This window comes from Sphingobium sp. CFD-1 (assembly GCF_024611115.1).
In the GTDB taxonomy this organism is placed as follows: domain Bacteria; phylum Pseudomonadota; class Alphaproteobacteria; order Sphingomonadales; family Sphingomonadaceae; genus Sphingobium; species Sphingobium baderi_A.
This window is the reverse complement of record NZ_CP084398.1, coordinates 1,381,110-1,397,113: the sequence shown is the minus strand read 5'-3', so window position 1 is coordinate 1,397,113 and position 16,004 is coordinate 1,381,110. Positions and strand designations below refer to the sequence as shown.

Sequence of the window (16,004 nt, the reverse complement as noted above, 5' to 3'; positions counted from 1 at the left end):
ATGGCGACCGTCCTGCCCCGTTCCTCTTTATCCGACAGCCCCCGGCAAAAGGCCGGGGGCGGGCTCGACAGTTGGCGGCTGGCCGGTTTCGCGTCGCTCGCGGTGCCGATCTATGCCGCGCAGATGCCGCTCGCCGTCTATCTGCCAGCGATCTATGCACAAAATTTCGGGCTTTCGCTGGGCGTCATAGGCGCGATCTTCCTGGCGGAGCGGATCTGGGGCGCGGTTGCCGATCCCCTGATCGGAACACTGAGCGATCGCACCCGCAGCCGGTTCGGCCGGCGACGGCCCTGGATCGCCGCTGGCGCCGCTATCTATGCGATTGCGGCGGTTGCGCTGTTCTTCCCCGCCAGCCCGATCGCTCCGGCCTATCTCGCGGCCGCCCTGTTCGCCTTCTACCTCGGCGCGTCGATGATTCAGATTCCCTATCTCGCCTGGTCGGGCGAGATTTCCCGCGCCTATCACGAACGAACCCGCGTCGTGACATTTCAGGCCGTCAACGGCTCCGCGGCCCTGCTGCTGGTGCTCGTCCTGCCGACCATCGTCGATCAGTTCCGGCCCCTGGACGGTGGCCTGAAGCTAGCGGCCATGGGCACGGTCATCCTGATCAGCCTGCTGCTGGCGCTCCCCCTCACCTTCCGCGCCTTTGGCGAGAGGCAAATTCCCGACGAAACGCAGCGGGCACCCCGCCAGTCCCTGCTCCGCACGCTGGAAGTGTTGGCGAGCGAGAAGCTGCTGCTGCGCGTACTTGCCTCCGATTTCGCGGTGCGCGCGGGCCAGAGTGTGCGCGGCGCCCTCTTCGTGTTCTTCGTCGCGATCTACATGGGCCTGCCCCATTGGGCGAGCGGCCTGTTCCTTCTCCAGTTCGTGTTCGGCATCGCAGCCGGTCCGATCTGGATGAAGATCGGCTTCCGCATCGGCAAGCATCGCGCGGCCATCGCCGGAGAACTGGTGCAGGCGGCGGTCAATATCGGCCTGCTGCTGGTGCGGCCGGGCGACCTTCCGCTCCTGCTAACGCTCACCATCGTGCAGGGTCTGGCCCAGGGATCGGGCAATCTGATGCTGCGGTCGATGGTTGCCGACGTGGCCGATCAGCACCGCCTGAAAACGGGCGTCGATCGCGCCGCGCTGTTCTTCTCGGCCTTCAGCCTGTCCGAAAAAGCGGGCACCGCCGCCGCCATCGGCATCGCCCTGCCGCTCGTCGGTTGGCTGGGCTTCGACCCGACAGGCACGGACAACAGCGCCAGCGCGCTGCGGGGCCTGCTCTACGTGTTCGCGCTCGGCCCCGCCGCCGCCCACCTGATTTCCGCCTGGCTCATCCGGGGCTTTTCTCTGGACGAGGCCGAGCACAGCCGAATTCGACGCGCGCTCGATGAACGCGACAAAGCCATGGCGCCCGCCGAATGACCCCCGAATGCCAAGAGACCAAGACCGAAGGAGGATTGTGACATGACTGCCCATATCAACAATTTCATCAACGCCGCCGATGCGGCAAGCCCGCTTGACATCGTGCCCGTGGCGGGCCGGATCGGTGCTGAAGTCAGGGGCATCGCCCTGTCCGGTGACCTCGATCCGGCCACCGTCGCCGCCGTCGAAGCCGCGCTGGTTCGCCACAAAGTCATTTTCTTCCGCGATCAGGACGCGCTCACCGATCAACGACATGAAGAATTCGCCGCGCTGCTGGGTGATCCGGTCGCACATCCCACCGTGCCGGTGGCCGAAGGTTCACGCTATCTGCTCGAACTGGATTCCAAGGAAGGCTATGCCGCCTCGAGCTGGCATACGGACGTGACCTTCGTCGATGCCTATCCCAAGGCGTCGATCCTCCGCGCGCTTCATGTGCCCGAAGCTGGCGGCGATACGCTGTGGGCCAACACCGCCACCGCTTATGAAGATTTGCCCGAAGCGCTCAAGACGCTGGTGGACGGTCTGTGGGCGGTTCATTCGAACAAATATGACTATGCCCATGCGCTGAGCGCCAAGGACCAGCAGCGGCAGGAGGAATATAGCAAGGTTTTCGCTTCGACCGTTTATGAAACCGAGCACCCGGTCGTTCGCGTCCATCCGGTATCGGGCGAGCGCACCTTGCTGCTCGGCCATTTCGTCAAGCAGTTCGCCGGCCTCAACAGCGCGGATTCGCAGCGGCTGTTCTCCATCCTTCAAGACCACATCACCAAGCCGGAGAACACGGTACGCTGGCGCTGGCGCGCGGGCGACGTCGCCATCTGGGACAATCGCGCCACCCAGCACCGCGCCATCGCCGACTTCGGCGTCCAGCGCCGGCACCTGCGCCGCGCTACCGTGAACGGCGACGTGCCGGTGGCGATCGACGGCAACCGCAGCCGCACCACGAAAAAGGAGCAGCAGCCCGAACTGGTGCCGGCCGAATAAGATCCTCCTCATCGCCGGATAGTATCTCCCTCCGGCCATACACTGGGCCGCGCTCCCATCATCTGGCGCGGCCCGCCTTTTTTCCAATGGTCCACCCGTTGTAATGGTCCACCCTTTGTAATGGAGAGCGCATGTCCGTTCGCCTCTTGCTCGCCGCGCTGGCCGCCATCGTCGCGACGCAACCCGCCGCCGCGGAAAATTCCAGCCGGCCCAATTTCCTCGTCATAGTCGCCGATGACCTCGGCTATTCCGACATCGGAGCATTCGGGGGTGAGATAGCGACGCCGAACCTGGATGCGATCGCGACGTCCGGGCTGCGGCTGACCGGTTTCCATACCGCGCCGACCTGTTCGCCGACGCGTTCCATGCTGCTGTCGGGCACCGACAACCATCGCGCCGGTCTCGGATCGATGGCCGAGTTGCTGGCACCCAACCAGAAGGGCCAGCCGGGCCATGAGGGCTATTTGCGGCCGCAGGTGGCCTCCCTCGCCGAGCTTCTGTCGGCGAACGGCTACCGCACCTTGTTGTCAGGCAAGTGGCATCTGGGCGTGACGCCGGGACAAGACCCGCACGCCCGCGGTTTCCAGCACAGCTTCGCACTGTTGCAGGGCGGCCATAATCATTTCGGCCGGGGAATATCAACCGATCCCGCCAAGGGATATACCTATACCCAGGACGGCAAGGTGCTGAGCGCTCTGCCCGACGGCTTCTATTCATCCGACTATTTCGCGACCAAGCTCATTGAGGAACTGAAGACCAGCGGTAAGGGCACGGAAGGGAAAAAGCCGTTCTTCGCCTATCTTGCGTTCACCGCACCGCACTGGCCATTGCAGGCGCCCAAGGAAGACATCGCCAAATATCGCGGCCGTTATGATGCAGGCTTCGAAGTGCTGCGCGCGCAACGCTTGAAGCGGCAAGCAGAATTGGGTCTGCTAGATCCGGCAGTGGCCGCGCATGAGCCTGTGCTGCGTAAAGGCGGATGGGATTCCCTGACGGCCGAGCAGAAGCGCGTGGCATCGCGCGATATGGAAATCTATGCGGCGATGGTCGACCGGCTGGACCAGAATGTCGGACGGGTCATCGCGGAGCTGAAACGCACCGGCCAGTATGACAATACCGTCATCCTGTTCCTGGCGGACAATGGCGCGGAAGGGATGGACCTGACCGCGACGGAAATGGCGGGGATCGGCAAGCTGGCGGCCGGAGCCGATAACAGCTTCGACAATCGCGGCGCGGCGACCAGCTATGTCGGCTACGGTCCCGGCTGGGCGCAGGCGGGAACAGCGCCCTCCTGGCTGGTGAAAGCCTATGCCGCGGAAGGCGGCACGCGCACGGTTTCGTTCATCAACTACAAGGGGTTCAAGCGCCAGGGCATCGCCAACGCTTTCCTCTCTGTCGCGGATGTGGTGCCCACCTTTCTGAACCTTGCCCATGTTCCCGATCCACAGGGCAGCTTCGCCGGACGGCAGGTGGAGCCGATACGCGGCAAGAGCTGGGTGCCCTATCTGAGCGAAACGGCCGACCGGGTCTATGCGCCGGGCGACAGCATCGGGACCGAACTGTTCGGCTCGCGCGCGCTGCGGCAGGGCGACTGGAAAATCACCGACATCGGCGATGGAGAGTGGCGGCTGTTCAATCTGGCCGAAGATCCCGGTGAAACGCATGACCTGTCGCTGGAACATCCCGACCGCAAACGGCAACTGATCGCGGCCTGGGATGCCTATGCGAAGGATGTCGGCGTTATCCTGCCCGATCAACGGATCTATCAACCATGAGTATCGCGCATAGACTTGGCCCGGCCGCCTTATTGGCGCTGCTGCCCCTTTCGACAGCGGCCATCGACCAGCCAGCCTATGGCACGCAGTGCGCTACCCAGAGCGACGACATGGCGTGGGTGCCAGCGGGCAAGGCGCAGATCGGGGATGACCGGGGCTACCCAGAGGAACGCCCCGCCTATGAAGCGAACGTGCCCGGTTTCTGGATCGACCGGCACGAAGTCACCAACGCCCAATTCGCCCGCTTCGTTCTGGAAACGGGCTATCGAACCGTCGCCGAGGGGTTGGGGGATTCTATTGTCTTCCAACCGCCCGGCCCGGGCGAACGGCCGGTCGCGCCCCAGCAATGGTGGCGGATTGTCAAAGGCGCCGACTGGAGGCATCCCGAAGGACCGGGAAGTGACCTTGCCGGACGGAACGACTATCCGGTGGTGCAGGTCGCCTATGCCGATGCAATCGCCTATGCCCGCTGGGCGGGACGCTCGCTTCCCACCGAAGAGCAGTTCGAACGCGCGGCCAATGGCGGACAGTCAAGCGGATGGGAACAGCCCGGCCCCGAAGCCGCCAATAGCTGGCAGGGCGAATTTCCGGCCTCCAACACCGGCCTCGACGGGCATCGCGGCCTCGCGCCGGTCGGATGCTACCGGGCCAACGGTTTCGGCCTGCGGGATATGATCGGCAATGCATGGGAATGGACGCAAAGCTGGTATCTGCCGAGCCATCAACCCGTGCTGATTGGTGAAGGCGCGCCGGGAAATCCCAGCTTCGACTCCGACCAGCCCGACGCCCGCGTTCGGGTCATAAAGGGCGGTTCCTTTCTGTGTGCGCCCAATTATTGCGCCCGCTACCGCCCCGCTGCCCGCCACGCGCAGGACGAGCTTTCCGCCGCGTCGCATCTGGGCTTCCGCACGGTCGATCTCAAGCGCGCCGCCCCGGCTGGATAACAAGGGGTCGGTTCTCGAGCGAGAGCCTCGATTGACGCGGGAGCCTAACTTTCCTATTTCGCGCCGCGCGACAGGTTCCCCAAAAGGGATATACGGGAATGAGGTGAGGAACCTCAGCTGCCCCTGCAACTGTGAGCGGATAGCCGCGCGCCACTAGCCATTGGGATCACAGGATTCTGAGAAGGCGGCGCATCCGGCCCTGACCCGCAAGCCAGGAGACCGGCCCGCCGCAGTCGTTCTTCGTGCGGACAGGGTGTGCCGGGCGAACGGGATCACCCCCGCGTAGCGACAGTCCAGACCGCCAGGTGGCGGACATGTCGTGGCCGAAAAGCCCGCCCTGTCCGCCGCAGGGACGTCTTCTGCTGCGGAAGGTTCACGATGAAATCCAGAAGCCCGATCATCATCCCGTCACAACATAAGGGGAAACAGGGCCGCTGCCTCCCCCGACTTGCAGGATTGCAGTCTTGAAAGGCCTCATCATCGCGGTGCAATTCCTGACGAGGCTGCCCGCACCCCACATCGCTGTCACGCCGAATGAATTCGCATCGGCCATGCGGTGGTTCCCCGCAGTTGGCCTGCTATTGGGTTCGATCCTCGCGCTGGGCGCTTGGGCAGGCAGCCTGATCGATCCATGGATCGGGGCGCTTTCCGGATTGCTTCTGTGGGCCATGGTGACGGGCGGGCTCCATCTGGATGGACTGGCCGACATCGTCGATGCGCGTGGCGCGGCGCATGGAAATCGCGACAGGATGCTGGCGGTCCTGGGCGATCCTCATATCGGCAGTTTCGGCGTCATCGCCATAGGCCTTTTGCTGCTGAGCAAACTGGTGCTGATCCACGCTCTTTTACAGCAAGCGAGCGTCATTAACTTGATGACACTTATCTGCATTCCCTTCATCGCCCGCATCGGTCCCCTGATCTGGACGATTTGGTTGCCTCCCCTTCACGAGGGCCTGGCATCCCGATTTCGCGGAGCCATTCGCCCGTTCGATATATTCGCATGGTCAAGCGTGGCGCTGTTGGCATCCCTTCGCTTCCCCGTCCTGCTCGCCGGCGCCGTCTTCATCCCGCTCTGGGGTTGCTGGATCAAGCGCCAGATCGGAGGTATTTCCGGCGATGGCCATGGCGCCGGCATCGAATTGATTGAAACCGCGCTTCTGATGACCCTGATCGTGGGATCGAAACTGTCATGAAGAATCGATGGACATGGCATGGCGGCGGCCTGGCCGCGGCGCGAGCGCGGTTCGGCGAAGGTCGCCAGCCATGGATCGATCTGTCGACCGGCATCAATCCCCATGCATGGCCAGTTCCGGACGATATGGAGATCGATTGGCGCCGCCTTCCTTGCGAAGCCAACCTGCTGGAGATGGAAAGAACCGCCGCACTCTATTTCGGCGTGGACCCCAGACATCTTTGCGCGCTTCCCGGAACCGAAACGGGCCTGCGTATCGTGAGCAGCCTGCTCGGCCCGGAAGCGCAATATCTCGCCCCCACCTACCGCACGCATGAAGAGATGTTTCCAGTATCGTCCACCATTTCCTCGGCCTCGCCGTCCAATCCCGAAAGCGGCGTCCTCATCCTTGCCAATCCCAACAATCCTGATGGGCGCCACTGGACGCGCGATGCACTGCTCGCCCTTGCAGACAATCGCGCGGAAGAGGGATGGCTGATCGTCGACGAAGCCTTCGCCGACAGCGATCCGACGCACAGTCTGGCCCCCGACATTGCCGACCATCGTCGATTGCTGATCTTTCGATCCTTCGGCAAATTCTTTGGGCTGGCAGGCCTGCGGCTGGGGTTCCTGCTAGGGCCCGAAGCCATCGTCGATCAGATGCGACGAAAGCTTGGTGCGTGGCCCATTTCCGCCGCAGCCATCGCCATTGGCGCGGCCGCTTATGCCGATCATGAGTGGATTGCCGCAACGCGGAATCGCCTGCGCCGCGAAAGGCTGCGGCTGGACGAAATATTGATCGGCTGCGGCTATCGGCCGATGGGCGCATGTCCTCTTTTCACGCTGATCGCGACGGACGATGCGATGGCATTATTTGAGCGCCTTGCACAGCGGGCGATCCTGACGCGGCCCTTCGATCATAATCCGCGCTGGCTCAGGATCGGGCTGCCGGAATCGGACGAGGCGCTGAGCCGCCTGCAAAGGGCGCTTCTCCTTGACTGATCCGGTCGCCATCGCCGCCCTTGCCCTTGATGCGGCGCTCGGTTGGCCACGCGCCCTTTATGTCCGGATCGGTCATCCCATCGGCATCTTCGCCCGGATCATAAGCGCGTGCGAACGCCGATGGAACCGCCCCCAATGGAGCAATGGAGCACGCCGCCTAGCTGGCATCGGGACTTTGGCCATATTGCTGGTCATTGTGATCGGCGGCGGTCTGCTGCTGGAGTATCTCGCATCTCACTGGCTTGGTTCTTACGGCTGGCTCGCCATTGCACTTCTGGCATGGCCCGCTCTGGCGCAACGAAGCCTGTTCGAACATGTCCACCCGGTCGCCCGCTATCTTGAAAAAGGCGATGCCGAAAAGGCGCGGCGCGCGGTTTCGATGATCGTGGGAAGGGACACGCAGGCGCTGGATGAACCGGCCATCGCCCGCGCCGCGATAGAAAGCCTGTCGGAAAGTTTCTGCGACGGGATAGCGGCGCCGCTATTCTGGCTGCTTGTCGGGGGCCTGCCGGGCATCTGGGCATATAAGGCGATCAACACCGCCGACAGCCTGATCGGTCATAAGGAAGAAAAATGGCACGCCTTTGGCGGGGCCGCCGCGCGAACCGACGATCTTGTGAATTTCGTCCCCGCCCGAATAGCGGGCGCGCTGATTTGCATGGCTGGCGGTGGCGGGTGGCGGATCATGCTGCGTGATGCAGGCAAACATGCATCCCCCAATGCAGGCTGGACCGAAGCCGCCATGGCGGGGGCACTGGGGCTGAGACTGGCCGGACCGCTAAGCTATGATGGCATTTCGCATGACAAGCCATGGATCGGCGACGGCGACGAGCGAGCCGCCCCTCGCGACATCGATCATGCCCTGAAGGTTTATCTGCGGGCCTGCGCGATACTCTGGGCTTTGGCCGGCATCATCCAATGGCGTTTCTAAAATCGCGCAGTTTTGCAATCAGCGACACATTCTTCGCCACCGGCCGAGCTAAAACCGATTAATAGGAACGCCCGACCAGAACCCGCTGCACCGCAGGCTGGCCGGTAAAGATACAGACGCCATCGGCCGCTTCGGCATCCATCGGCACATTACGCAGAGTCAGCTTCTCGCCCTTCAGCCACTCGACGACTTTATCAAGTGCTGCGCCGGTCGGCTTGCTCCATTGCACCAATGCCCATCCTGGCTTGGAACTGACTGCAAAAAGGGCCTTCAGATCCTCCAGCGAAGCGATGCTTTTATCGATATTGCCGTGCAATCGGGCATGTGCGTCGGCAAACAGCGCCTGCTGAATGCCTTCCAGCATTGCCGTCGCCTGCGTGAGGAAATCGTTCTTCGCAACAATCTGGCTGTCGAGCTTCCCATCTTCCCGATAAAGCCTGTCGCGGCGCAAGACCGACACATTTCCACCGGCGACGTCACGACCACCGACCTCTATTACGATCGGAGCCCCCTTCTTCACCCAGCCCCAACGCTTGTTGGCCGCCTTGGCGGGTCGCCTGTCCAGCAATGCGCGGACGGGTTCACGAAACACGTCCTGTTCGTTGAGTTCGCTGACCAGAGCCGCGCAATAATCGAGAATGGCCGCATCCTCTTCCGTATCGCGCAGCATCGGCACCACGACGATCTGATAGGGCGCCACCCGTGGAGGCACGCGCAGGCCGTCATCATCGCCATGCACCATGATGAGCCCGCCGATCATGCGGGTGGACATGCCCCAGCTCGTCGTCTGGGCCAGTTCCTGCTGCCCTTCGGCATTCTGGAATTTGATGTTCTGCGCCTGGCTGAAAGTCGTGCCCAGAAAATGCGACGTTCCGGCCTGAAGCGCTTTTCCGTCCTGCATCATCGCTTCGATGGAATAGGTCGCGACCGCGCCCGGAAAACGTTCATTTTCCGGCTTTTCCCCCGCAATGACGGGGAGTGCGACGCACTCTTCGGCGAAGCTGCGATAGACTTCCAGCATCTTCATCGTCTCGTCCATCGCTTCTTCGACAGTGGCATGGGCGGTATGCCCTTCCTGCCAGAGAAACTCGCTGGTCCGCAAAAACATGCGGGTTCGCATTTCCCAGCGCACGACATTGGCCCACTGGTTGATGAGCACGGGCAGATCGCGCCAGCTTTGCACCCAGCGGGAAAAAGCCGCACCGATCACCGTTTCGGAGGTCGGACGCACCACCAGCGGTTCTTCCAGCTTCGCTTCGGGGTCCGGCACCATCTTACCGTCCTTCTGGATCAGACGGTGATGGGTGACGACCGCCATTTCCTTGGCGAAACCGTCCACATGCTCCGCTTCCTTCTCAAAATAGGAAAGCGGAATGAAGAGCGGAAAATAGCAGTTTTCGTGGCCCGTCGCCTTGATGCGCTCATCCAGAAGCTTCTGGATGCGTTCCCAGATGCCATAGCCCCACGGACGGATGACCATGCAACCGCGAACGCCGCTTTCCTCCGCCATGTCGGCTTCGGAGACGACCGCCTGATACCAGGCGGCGAAATCCTGTTCACGGGTAACGGAAAGGGCGTGCTTCACGGGATCGACCTTGGCTATCTGAGTGCAAATGATGGCGCGCCATAGGGCAAGCCCGCCGTTTCTGTCGACCCCCGAAGCGTAGCAGCAGAACTTTAGCTCAGCTTGTCGATCTTCGCGTTGAGAGCCGCAAGCTGCGCCTTGAGGTCGGCGATCTCGTCATCCTTGCTTTCGTCGGATTGGAAAGATTTGGCCGATGGCGCCGCCCCGCCCTTGCCAAAGGCATTGGCCGCCACTTCGAACATCTGCATGTTCCGCTTGGCGATTTCAGCAAAGGGACCACCGCCGAACGCCCCTTTCATCGCTTCCTGAAATTGCTGCTGGTTCTTTCGGAACGCTTCCATGGACGCTTCCAGATATTGCGGCACCATGGATTGCATGGAATCGCCATACATGGAGATCAATTGACGCAGGAAGTTGACGGGCAGCATGTTCTTGCCCCGCTGCTCCTCCTCCATGATGATCTGGGTCAGGACATTATGCGTGATGTCCTCGCCGGACTTGGCATCGACGACTACGAACTCGCGCCCCTCACGAGTCATCTGCGACAACAGATCCAGCGTGATATAGCTCGACGTTTCCGTATTATAGAGCCGCCGGTTCGCGTACTTCTTGATAATCACCGGTTCGGATTCGTTTATCGTCTTGGACTTCGCCATGGAAATCTCTCCCACTCCTGTTCATTCCGCATTAGCACAAGCTCATGCCGCGCCGCAACATGGCCCCCGCCCACTGCCACTTTTCCTCGATATTTTATGGCGCGAAACCGAAGATGATCCCGAATTGCGCCGTCGCGCTTTTCAAGGCCTGCGAAAATATCAATCCGCAGAAAGGTCCACGCCGCCGTCCGCTGCCCCCGTCGTTGCGGCATCAGGAAATGCCCGATTGCTGCACTACGGCACGGCAAGTGGGCGTCCTCCAGTCGTTTTCGTGCCTTCGCTCATCAATCCCCCGACCGTGCTCGATCTGTCCGAAAGCCGATCGATGCTGCGCCACATGGCCGCACAAGGACATGACGCCTATCTGGTCGATTGGGGAACACCCGCCGCGGGGGATTCCATGCTCGGCCTTGATAGCCATGTCGCCGAACGCCTGGTACCGATGCTGGCGTCGCTTCCTCTCCCTCCCATTCTGGTCGGCTATTGCCTGGGCGGCAGTCTGGTTCTCGGCGCTGCGATGCTGCATCCCGTCCGGGCCGTCGCGACCATAGCCGCACCCTGGCATTTCGATGGCTTTCCAGCAGCCGATCTCGACCTGATCATCGGCCTGTGGAATGGGGCGAAGACGACATGTGAGCGCCTTGGCTATGTCCCTATGGAGGTTCTTCAGTCTGGTTTTTGGGCCCTCGATCCCGCCCGAACCATTCGCAAATTTGCGGCGTTCGCCGATATTACCGCTGGAACGGACGATGAACGCGCGTTCCTCTCCGTGGAAGACTGGGCGAACGGAGGCGCGCCCCTGACCTTCGCCGCGGGCCGCGACCTTTTCGAAACATTCTATGAAGGCAATATGAGCGGATTGGGAAACTGGATGATCCGGGACCGGGCCGTGAAGCTCGAATCCCTGACTTGCCCCAATCTTTCCATTTGTTCCGCAACGGACCGTATCGTCCCGGCAGCCGCATCGCCGCGGCTCGCCCAAAGCGAAATGCTGCAGATGGGGCATGTGGGAATGATTGTGGGGCGCCAAGCGCCCGAACTCCTCTGGAATCCTTTATCCCAATGGCTTTCCGGCCATGGTGGATGATGATATGGGCGGCACGAAAATTTCTCCAGCATCGAGGATGTGAACCGTGTCAGACATCGTCATCACCGCAGCCAAGCGAACCGCCGTCGGCAGCTTCCTGGGCGCTTATGCCAACACCCCGGCGCATGAACTGGGCAGAACGGCGATCGTCGCCGCTTTGGCGCAGGCAGGCCTTTCGCCCGAAGAAGTGGACGAAATCATATTGGGCCAGGTTCTGACCGCGGCCCAAGGGCAAAATCCGGCCCGGCAGGCCGCCGTCAATGCGGGTATTCCCGTTGAGCGAACGGCTATCGGCATCAATCAGCTCTGCGGTTCCGGCCTGCGTTCCGTGGCGCTTGCTGCACAAGCGATCAAGGCGGGCGACGCCCGTATCATGATCGCAGGCGGTCAGGAGAATATGTCCATGGCGCCCCACGCGCAAAATCTGCGCGGTGGGGTCAAGATGGGCGCGCTGTCATTGGTCGACACCATGATCCTGGACGGCCTGACCGATGCGTTTCACAACTATCATATGGGCGTGACTGCTGAGAATCTGGCGGAAAAATTCCAGATTTCTCGTGAAGCACAGGATCAGTTCGCCGTTGCCAGCCAGAACAAGGCGGAGGCTGCACGCGCGGCTGGTCGCTTCAAGGACGAAATCGTGCCTGTGACGATCAAGGGCCGCAAGGGCGATACGGTGGTCGATAGCGATGAATATATCCGCACCGGCGCCACGCTGGCAGCCATGCAGGCGTTGAGGCCCGCCTTCAAGAAGGACGGCACCGTCACCGCCGGCAACGCCAGCGGCATCAATGACGGCGCCGCCGCGCTGGTCATCATGACCGGGGCCGAAGCGGCAAAGCGCAACGCGCCGATATTGGGACGTATCGCCTCCTTCGCCACCTGCGGCGTGGATCCGGCGATCATGGGCATAGGCCCCGCTCCCGCCACCCGCATCGCGTTGGAAAAGGCTGGCTGGTCACTGGGCGACCTGGATCTGATCGAAGCCAATGAAGCTTTTGCCGCTCAATCCCTGGCCGTGGGACAGGAACTGGGCTGGGACCCGGAAAAGGTGAACGTCAATGGCGGCGCCATTGCCATCGGCCATCCGATCGGAGCATCCGGCGCGCGCGTGCTCACTACCCTGCTTTATGAAATGCAGAAGCGCGATGCCAAAAAAGGACTGGCGACATTGTGCGTCGGCGGCGGCATGGGCGTTTCCATGTGCATCGAACGCTGAATCCGCTGTCAGGATGGCCGTTGATCCATTGATCGACGGCCATCCTTTCATACCCAGATTCGATCGAAGCGATTCCCGAGGCCGGTCAGAAGTTCATATTGCGACAGGCCGGACACAGCGGCGGCACGCGGCAGATCATAATCGATGTCCAGCCATTGCCCTTCGCAGATGTCCGCTTGTCCGGTCACATCCACGGCCAGCAGGTCCATTGATACCCGCCCGATGAGCGGCAGGCTTTCGCCGTCGACGGTCACGGAACCACAGCCGGAAAAACCCCGCAAATATCCGTCCGCATAGCCAAGGTTCAATATCGCTACGTCCATATCGGCGGGCGCACGGAAGGTTGCATTATATCCAACGGTGTCGCCAGCTACAACGCGGCGGCATTGCAGCACCTGCGCCTGGGGGAACGCAACCTGACGGATATGACCGGCGGCCCGTTCACGCGCTATGCCGCCATAGAGGGAAATTCCCGGACGCGTCAGATCGAAAGCATAATCCCGGCCAAGGCAGATACCGGCGCTGTTGGCCAGACTATATCGCCGGGCATCCACCTTGTTCTTGATCACGGCGAAGCGTTCAAGCTGGCTTTCGTTCAGCGGCGAATCTTCATCCGCCGAAGCCAGATGGCTAAAAAGCGTGTCGACCGACAAGCCCTCCACCAATGTGGCAACATCACTCCGCCAATCGACCCCCAGACGGCTCATGCCCGTATCGACCATCAGGTGACATTCGCCCCTGCCCGCGGCTTTCCACCGTTCGATCTGGATAGGCGAGCATAATACAGGCATGGCCCGCGACATCAGGGCATAGGCCATATCCTCCTCGCGCACGCCGTGAAGGACAGACAGGTTGATCCCCTGTTCCAGCAGAGGCTCAAGATGCTCCGCTTCATGCCAGTTCGATACGAAGAAATCGCGGCACCCTACGGCCGTCAGCCGGCGCACGACCTCCCGAGCGCCCAGCCCATAGCCATCCGCCTTGACCGCCGCGCCGCAGGCAGCCGCGCCGCCCTGCCCTGCGAGCCATTGCCAGTTCGAAACCAGCGCATCGCTATCGAGGCGCAAGCGGAGCGGAGCGGGAAAGGAACGCATGGCTCAGCCGATAGACGTATCGCGCTGCCGGGTCGAGTGTTCAGGCGTCGAGTTTCGTGCCACGCGTTTCCGGCAACCAGAAGAGGCAGATGATCAGCGCGGCGGCGACCACCGCGATCGGATACCATAAGCCCGCATAGGGGTCTCCCGTCCGAGCCACGCTATATTGGCTGACCAATGGCAGAAATCCGCCAAAATAACCTGTGCCGATATGATAGGGGATCGAAAAGGAGCTATAGCGGATGCGCGCCGGGAAATACTCCGACAGCAGAGCCGCCACCGGGCCATAGGTCATTCCGCTAACGACCCAAAGCACGACCAGCGGCAGGAAGATCAGCAGCGACCTTCCCCAACCGGGCGTAACCGTGTCGAACGCGTAGCCTTGGTTGTGGAAAAGCGTGTCCAATCCGGCGGGACTCAAATCGGTGGCCCGTTCATCCCCCACCGTCACACCCAGTTGCCGGTCATCCCGGCTTTCATAGGGCACGCCCCGCTTGGAAAGGTGATCGAGCAGCTTGCCGCAATCGGTAGGCTGGACTTTGGCAAAGGGGTCGAAGCGACAATCCGATCCTGTAACAACCACCGGCGCCCGTTCGGCCGCCTGCGCCAGAGCGGGGTTCGCCTGCTGGCCCATGAACTGATAGATAGGGTAAAGCAGCACGAGCGTGAGCGCATAACCGATAATGATCGGTTTCTTCCGGCCCACCCGATCGGACAGCCAGCCGAAAAAGATAAATGCCGCCATTCCGGCAAAAGCGCTGCCCCCCACCAGCAATTGCGCGATGCCGGGCGCGACATGCAGACTGTTCTGGAGGAAATAGAGCACCTGGAACATCACCGTATAGGCGATGACGGTGAAACCCGCCGCGATGCCGAGCATCGCCACGAACATCCTGCGGCGGTTTCCCGGATAGGTGAACGCCTCTTTCAGCGGGTTGGCGGATTGTTCGCCCGCCGCCTTCATCGCGACGAATACCGGGCTTTCCCGCAGTTTCAACCGCATCCATATGGAAACGCCGAGCAGGGCGAGGGAAAACAGGAACGGCAATCGCCATCCCCAATCGTCCCACACCGCCTTGCCGACGATCCACTGCGTGCCGACCACCACCACCAGCGAAAGAATGAAACCGCCAATCACGCCCGCCTGAATGAAGCTGGTGTAAAAACCCCGTTTGCCGGCAGGCGCATGTTCGGCGACATAAATGGCTGCACCACCATATTCTCCTCCGAGCGCCAGTCCCTGCGCTATGCGGAGAAGGATGAGAATGATCGGAGCGGCAATCCCGATCGTGGCGGCCGATGGCGTCAATCCGACGCCCGCCGTCGCAGCGCCCATCAGGATAATCGTTGCAAGAAAGGTATATTTTCTGCCCAAGCGGTCCCCCAAATAGCCGAACAGGACGGCTCCCAATGGGCGAAAGCCAAAGCCGATGGCGAAACCGGCCAGGGAATAAAGCAACTCGACGGTGGGGTTATCAGTCGGAAAAAAAGTTCGGCCGATGATAGGCGCCAGAACGCCGTAAATATAGAAATCATACCATTCGAAGATGGTGCCCAGTGCGGATGCCGTGATGATTGTCCGGTCGCGTTTCGCGTCCATGACATAATCGCCGCCGACAGCGCCCATATACCCCTCCGATTGCCCCACTTTCGGCCATTGGATAACCGACCGTCGCAAGACGGCAAGCGAAATTGCAGGCCATGCGATACCATTGCCGCAATAGATCGATTTTCGTCAAAAAAGCCGAGAACCGTCGGGAACTCTCTTGTCGGGCGCGAAAAGCGTTACGGAGCCGGTTGAGTCAGCAAATCCCAATGTCAGAACCTCCGACATGAATTTGCCGATTTGACGCGGGGGAAAATTCACCACCGCGGCGACCTGACGGCCCTGCAAATCCGCCAGATCATAATTGTCTGTAATCTGGGCGCTGGATTTTTTGTGACCGATGGCGGGGCCAAAGTCGATCAGCAGCTTATAAGCGGGCTTGCGCGCTTCGGGAAAGGGTTCGGCCGACAGAATGGTGCCGATCCGAATATCCACCTTCAGAAAATCTTCGAAGACAATCATATCTGCAGCGGGCGCTGCAGGATCATGTGAGAGATGCATGACCTGCAATTAGATCATTAGGTGCCAGAGGCCAATCACCTT

14 protein-coding genes and 1 riboswitch are annotated in these 16,004 nt (G+C 61.4%); of the genes, 9 read left to right on the top strand and 5 right to left on the bottom strand.

Going from position 1 to position 16,004, the window contains the following annotated elements; genetic code table 11:
• The 7 genes from LDB26_RS07245 (at position 1) to cbiB (ending at position 8,214) form a co-directional block, all read left to right on the top strand.
• Positions 1–1,407 (top strand): MFS transporter, encoded by a 1,407-nt coding sequence (locus tag LDB26_RS07245; RefSeq protein ID WP_257541409.1) that lies wholly within the window; start codon positions 1–3, stop codon positions 1,405–1,407.
• A 42-nt stretch (positions 1,408–1,449) separates the two neighbouring features.
• Positions 1,450–2,391, top strand: a complete 942-nt coding sequence (locus LDB26_RS07240) for a TauD/TfdA family dioxygenase (protein ID WP_257541407.1) — start codon at positions 1,450–1,452, stop codon at positions 2,389–2,391.
• Between the two features lie 131 nt (positions 2,392–2,522).
• Positions 2,523–4,166: an arylsulfatase gene (locus LDB26_RS07235; protein ID WP_062065413.1), complete on the top strand. Its 1,644-nt coding sequence runs from the start codon at positions 2,523–2,525 to the stop codon at positions 4,164–4,166.
• Complete coding sequence (locus LDB26_RS07230; protein WP_062065410.1) at positions 4,163–5,110, top strand: formylglycine-generating enzyme family protein; 948 nt, start codon at positions 4,163–4,165, stop codon at positions 5,108–5,110. The genes LDB26_RS07235 and LDB26_RS07230 overlap by 4 nt, the downstream gene beginning before the upstream one ends.
• Positions 5,111–5,165: 55 nt before the next feature.
• Positions 5,166–5,353: riboswitch (cobalamin riboswitch) on the top strand.
• Between the two features lie 221 nt (positions 5,354–5,574).
• Positions 5,575–6,303, top strand: a complete 729-nt coding sequence (locus LDB26_RS07225; protein ID WP_257541405.1) for an adenosylcobinamide-GDP ribazoletransferase — start codon at positions 5,575–5,577, stop codon at positions 6,301–6,303.
• On the top strand, positions 6,300–7,283 hold the full coding sequence (locus LDB26_RS07220; RefSeq protein ID WP_257541402.1) for an aminotransferase class I/II-fold pyridoxal phosphate-dependent enzyme: 984 nt from the start codon (positions 6,300–6,302) through the stop codon (positions 7,281–7,283). The genes LDB26_RS07225 and LDB26_RS07220 overlap by 4 nt, the downstream gene beginning before the upstream one ends.
• A complete protein-coding gene (gene cbiB / locus LDB26_RS07215; protein ID WP_257541400.1) occupies positions 7,276–8,214 on the top strand; it encodes an adenosylcobinamide-phosphate synthase CbiB in 939 nt (312 codons plus the stop codon). Before LDB26_RS07220 ends, cbiB begins: the two co-directional genes overlap by 8 nt.
• Positions 8,215–8,272: 58 nt before the next feature.
• Here the strand turns inward: cbiB and proS are convergent, their stop codons facing one another.
• Positions 8,273–9,799, bottom strand: a complete 1,527-nt coding sequence (gene proS, locus LDB26_RS07210) for a proline--tRNA ligase (RefSeq protein ID WP_257541398.1) — start codon at positions 9,797–9,799, stop codon at positions 8,273–8,275.
• Positions 9,800–9,891: 92 nt separating this feature from the next.
• Positions 9,892–10,455: a polyhydroxyalkanoate synthesis repressor PhaR gene (phaR, locus tag LDB26_RS07205; protein ID WP_062065395.1), complete on the bottom strand. Its 564-nt coding sequence runs from the start codon at positions 10,453–10,455 to the stop codon at positions 9,892–9,894.
• Between phaR and LDB26_RS07200 the strand changes: the two genes are divergently transcribed.
• Both LDB26_RS07200 and LDB26_RS07195 read left to right on the top strand, forming a co-directional pair.
• Positions 10,454–11,542, top strand: coding sequence for an alpha/beta hydrolase (locus tag LDB26_RS07200; protein WP_231746275.1), 1,089 nt, complete (start codon positions 10,454–10,456; stop codon positions 11,540–11,542). The two genes, phaR and LDB26_RS07200, sit on opposite strands and share 2 nt — an antisense overlap.
• 46 nt (positions 11,543–11,588) lie before the next feature.
• Positions 11,589–12,761, top strand: a complete 1,173-nt coding sequence (locus tag LDB26_RS07195) for an acetyl-CoA C-acetyltransferase (RefSeq protein ID WP_062065392.1) — start codon at positions 11,589–11,591, stop codon at positions 12,759–12,761.
• A gap of 47 nt (positions 12,762–12,808) precedes the next feature.
• Here LDB26_RS07195 and alr read toward each other — a convergent pair whose 3' ends face one another.
• From alr to LDB26_RS07180, 3 genes are all read right to left on the bottom strand, one after another.
• Entirely contained in the window at positions 12,809–13,855 is a 1,047-nt protein-coding gene (gene alr, locus LDB26_RS07190; RefSeq protein ID WP_062065389.1) for an alanine racemase, read from the bottom strand.
• A 40-nt stretch (positions 13,856–13,895) separates the two neighbouring features.
• A complete protein-coding gene (locus tag LDB26_RS07185) occupies positions 13,896–15,482 on the bottom strand; it encodes an MFS transporter (protein WP_062065386.1) in 1,587 nt (528 codons plus the stop codon).
• A 108-nt stretch (positions 15,483–15,590) separates the two neighbouring features.
• Entirely contained in the window at positions 15,591–15,962 is a 372-nt protein-coding gene (locus LDB26_RS07180; RefSeq protein ID WP_257542007.1) for a tRNA-binding protein, read from the bottom strand.
• Between the last annotated feature and the right edge of the window lie 42 nt (positions 15,963–16,004).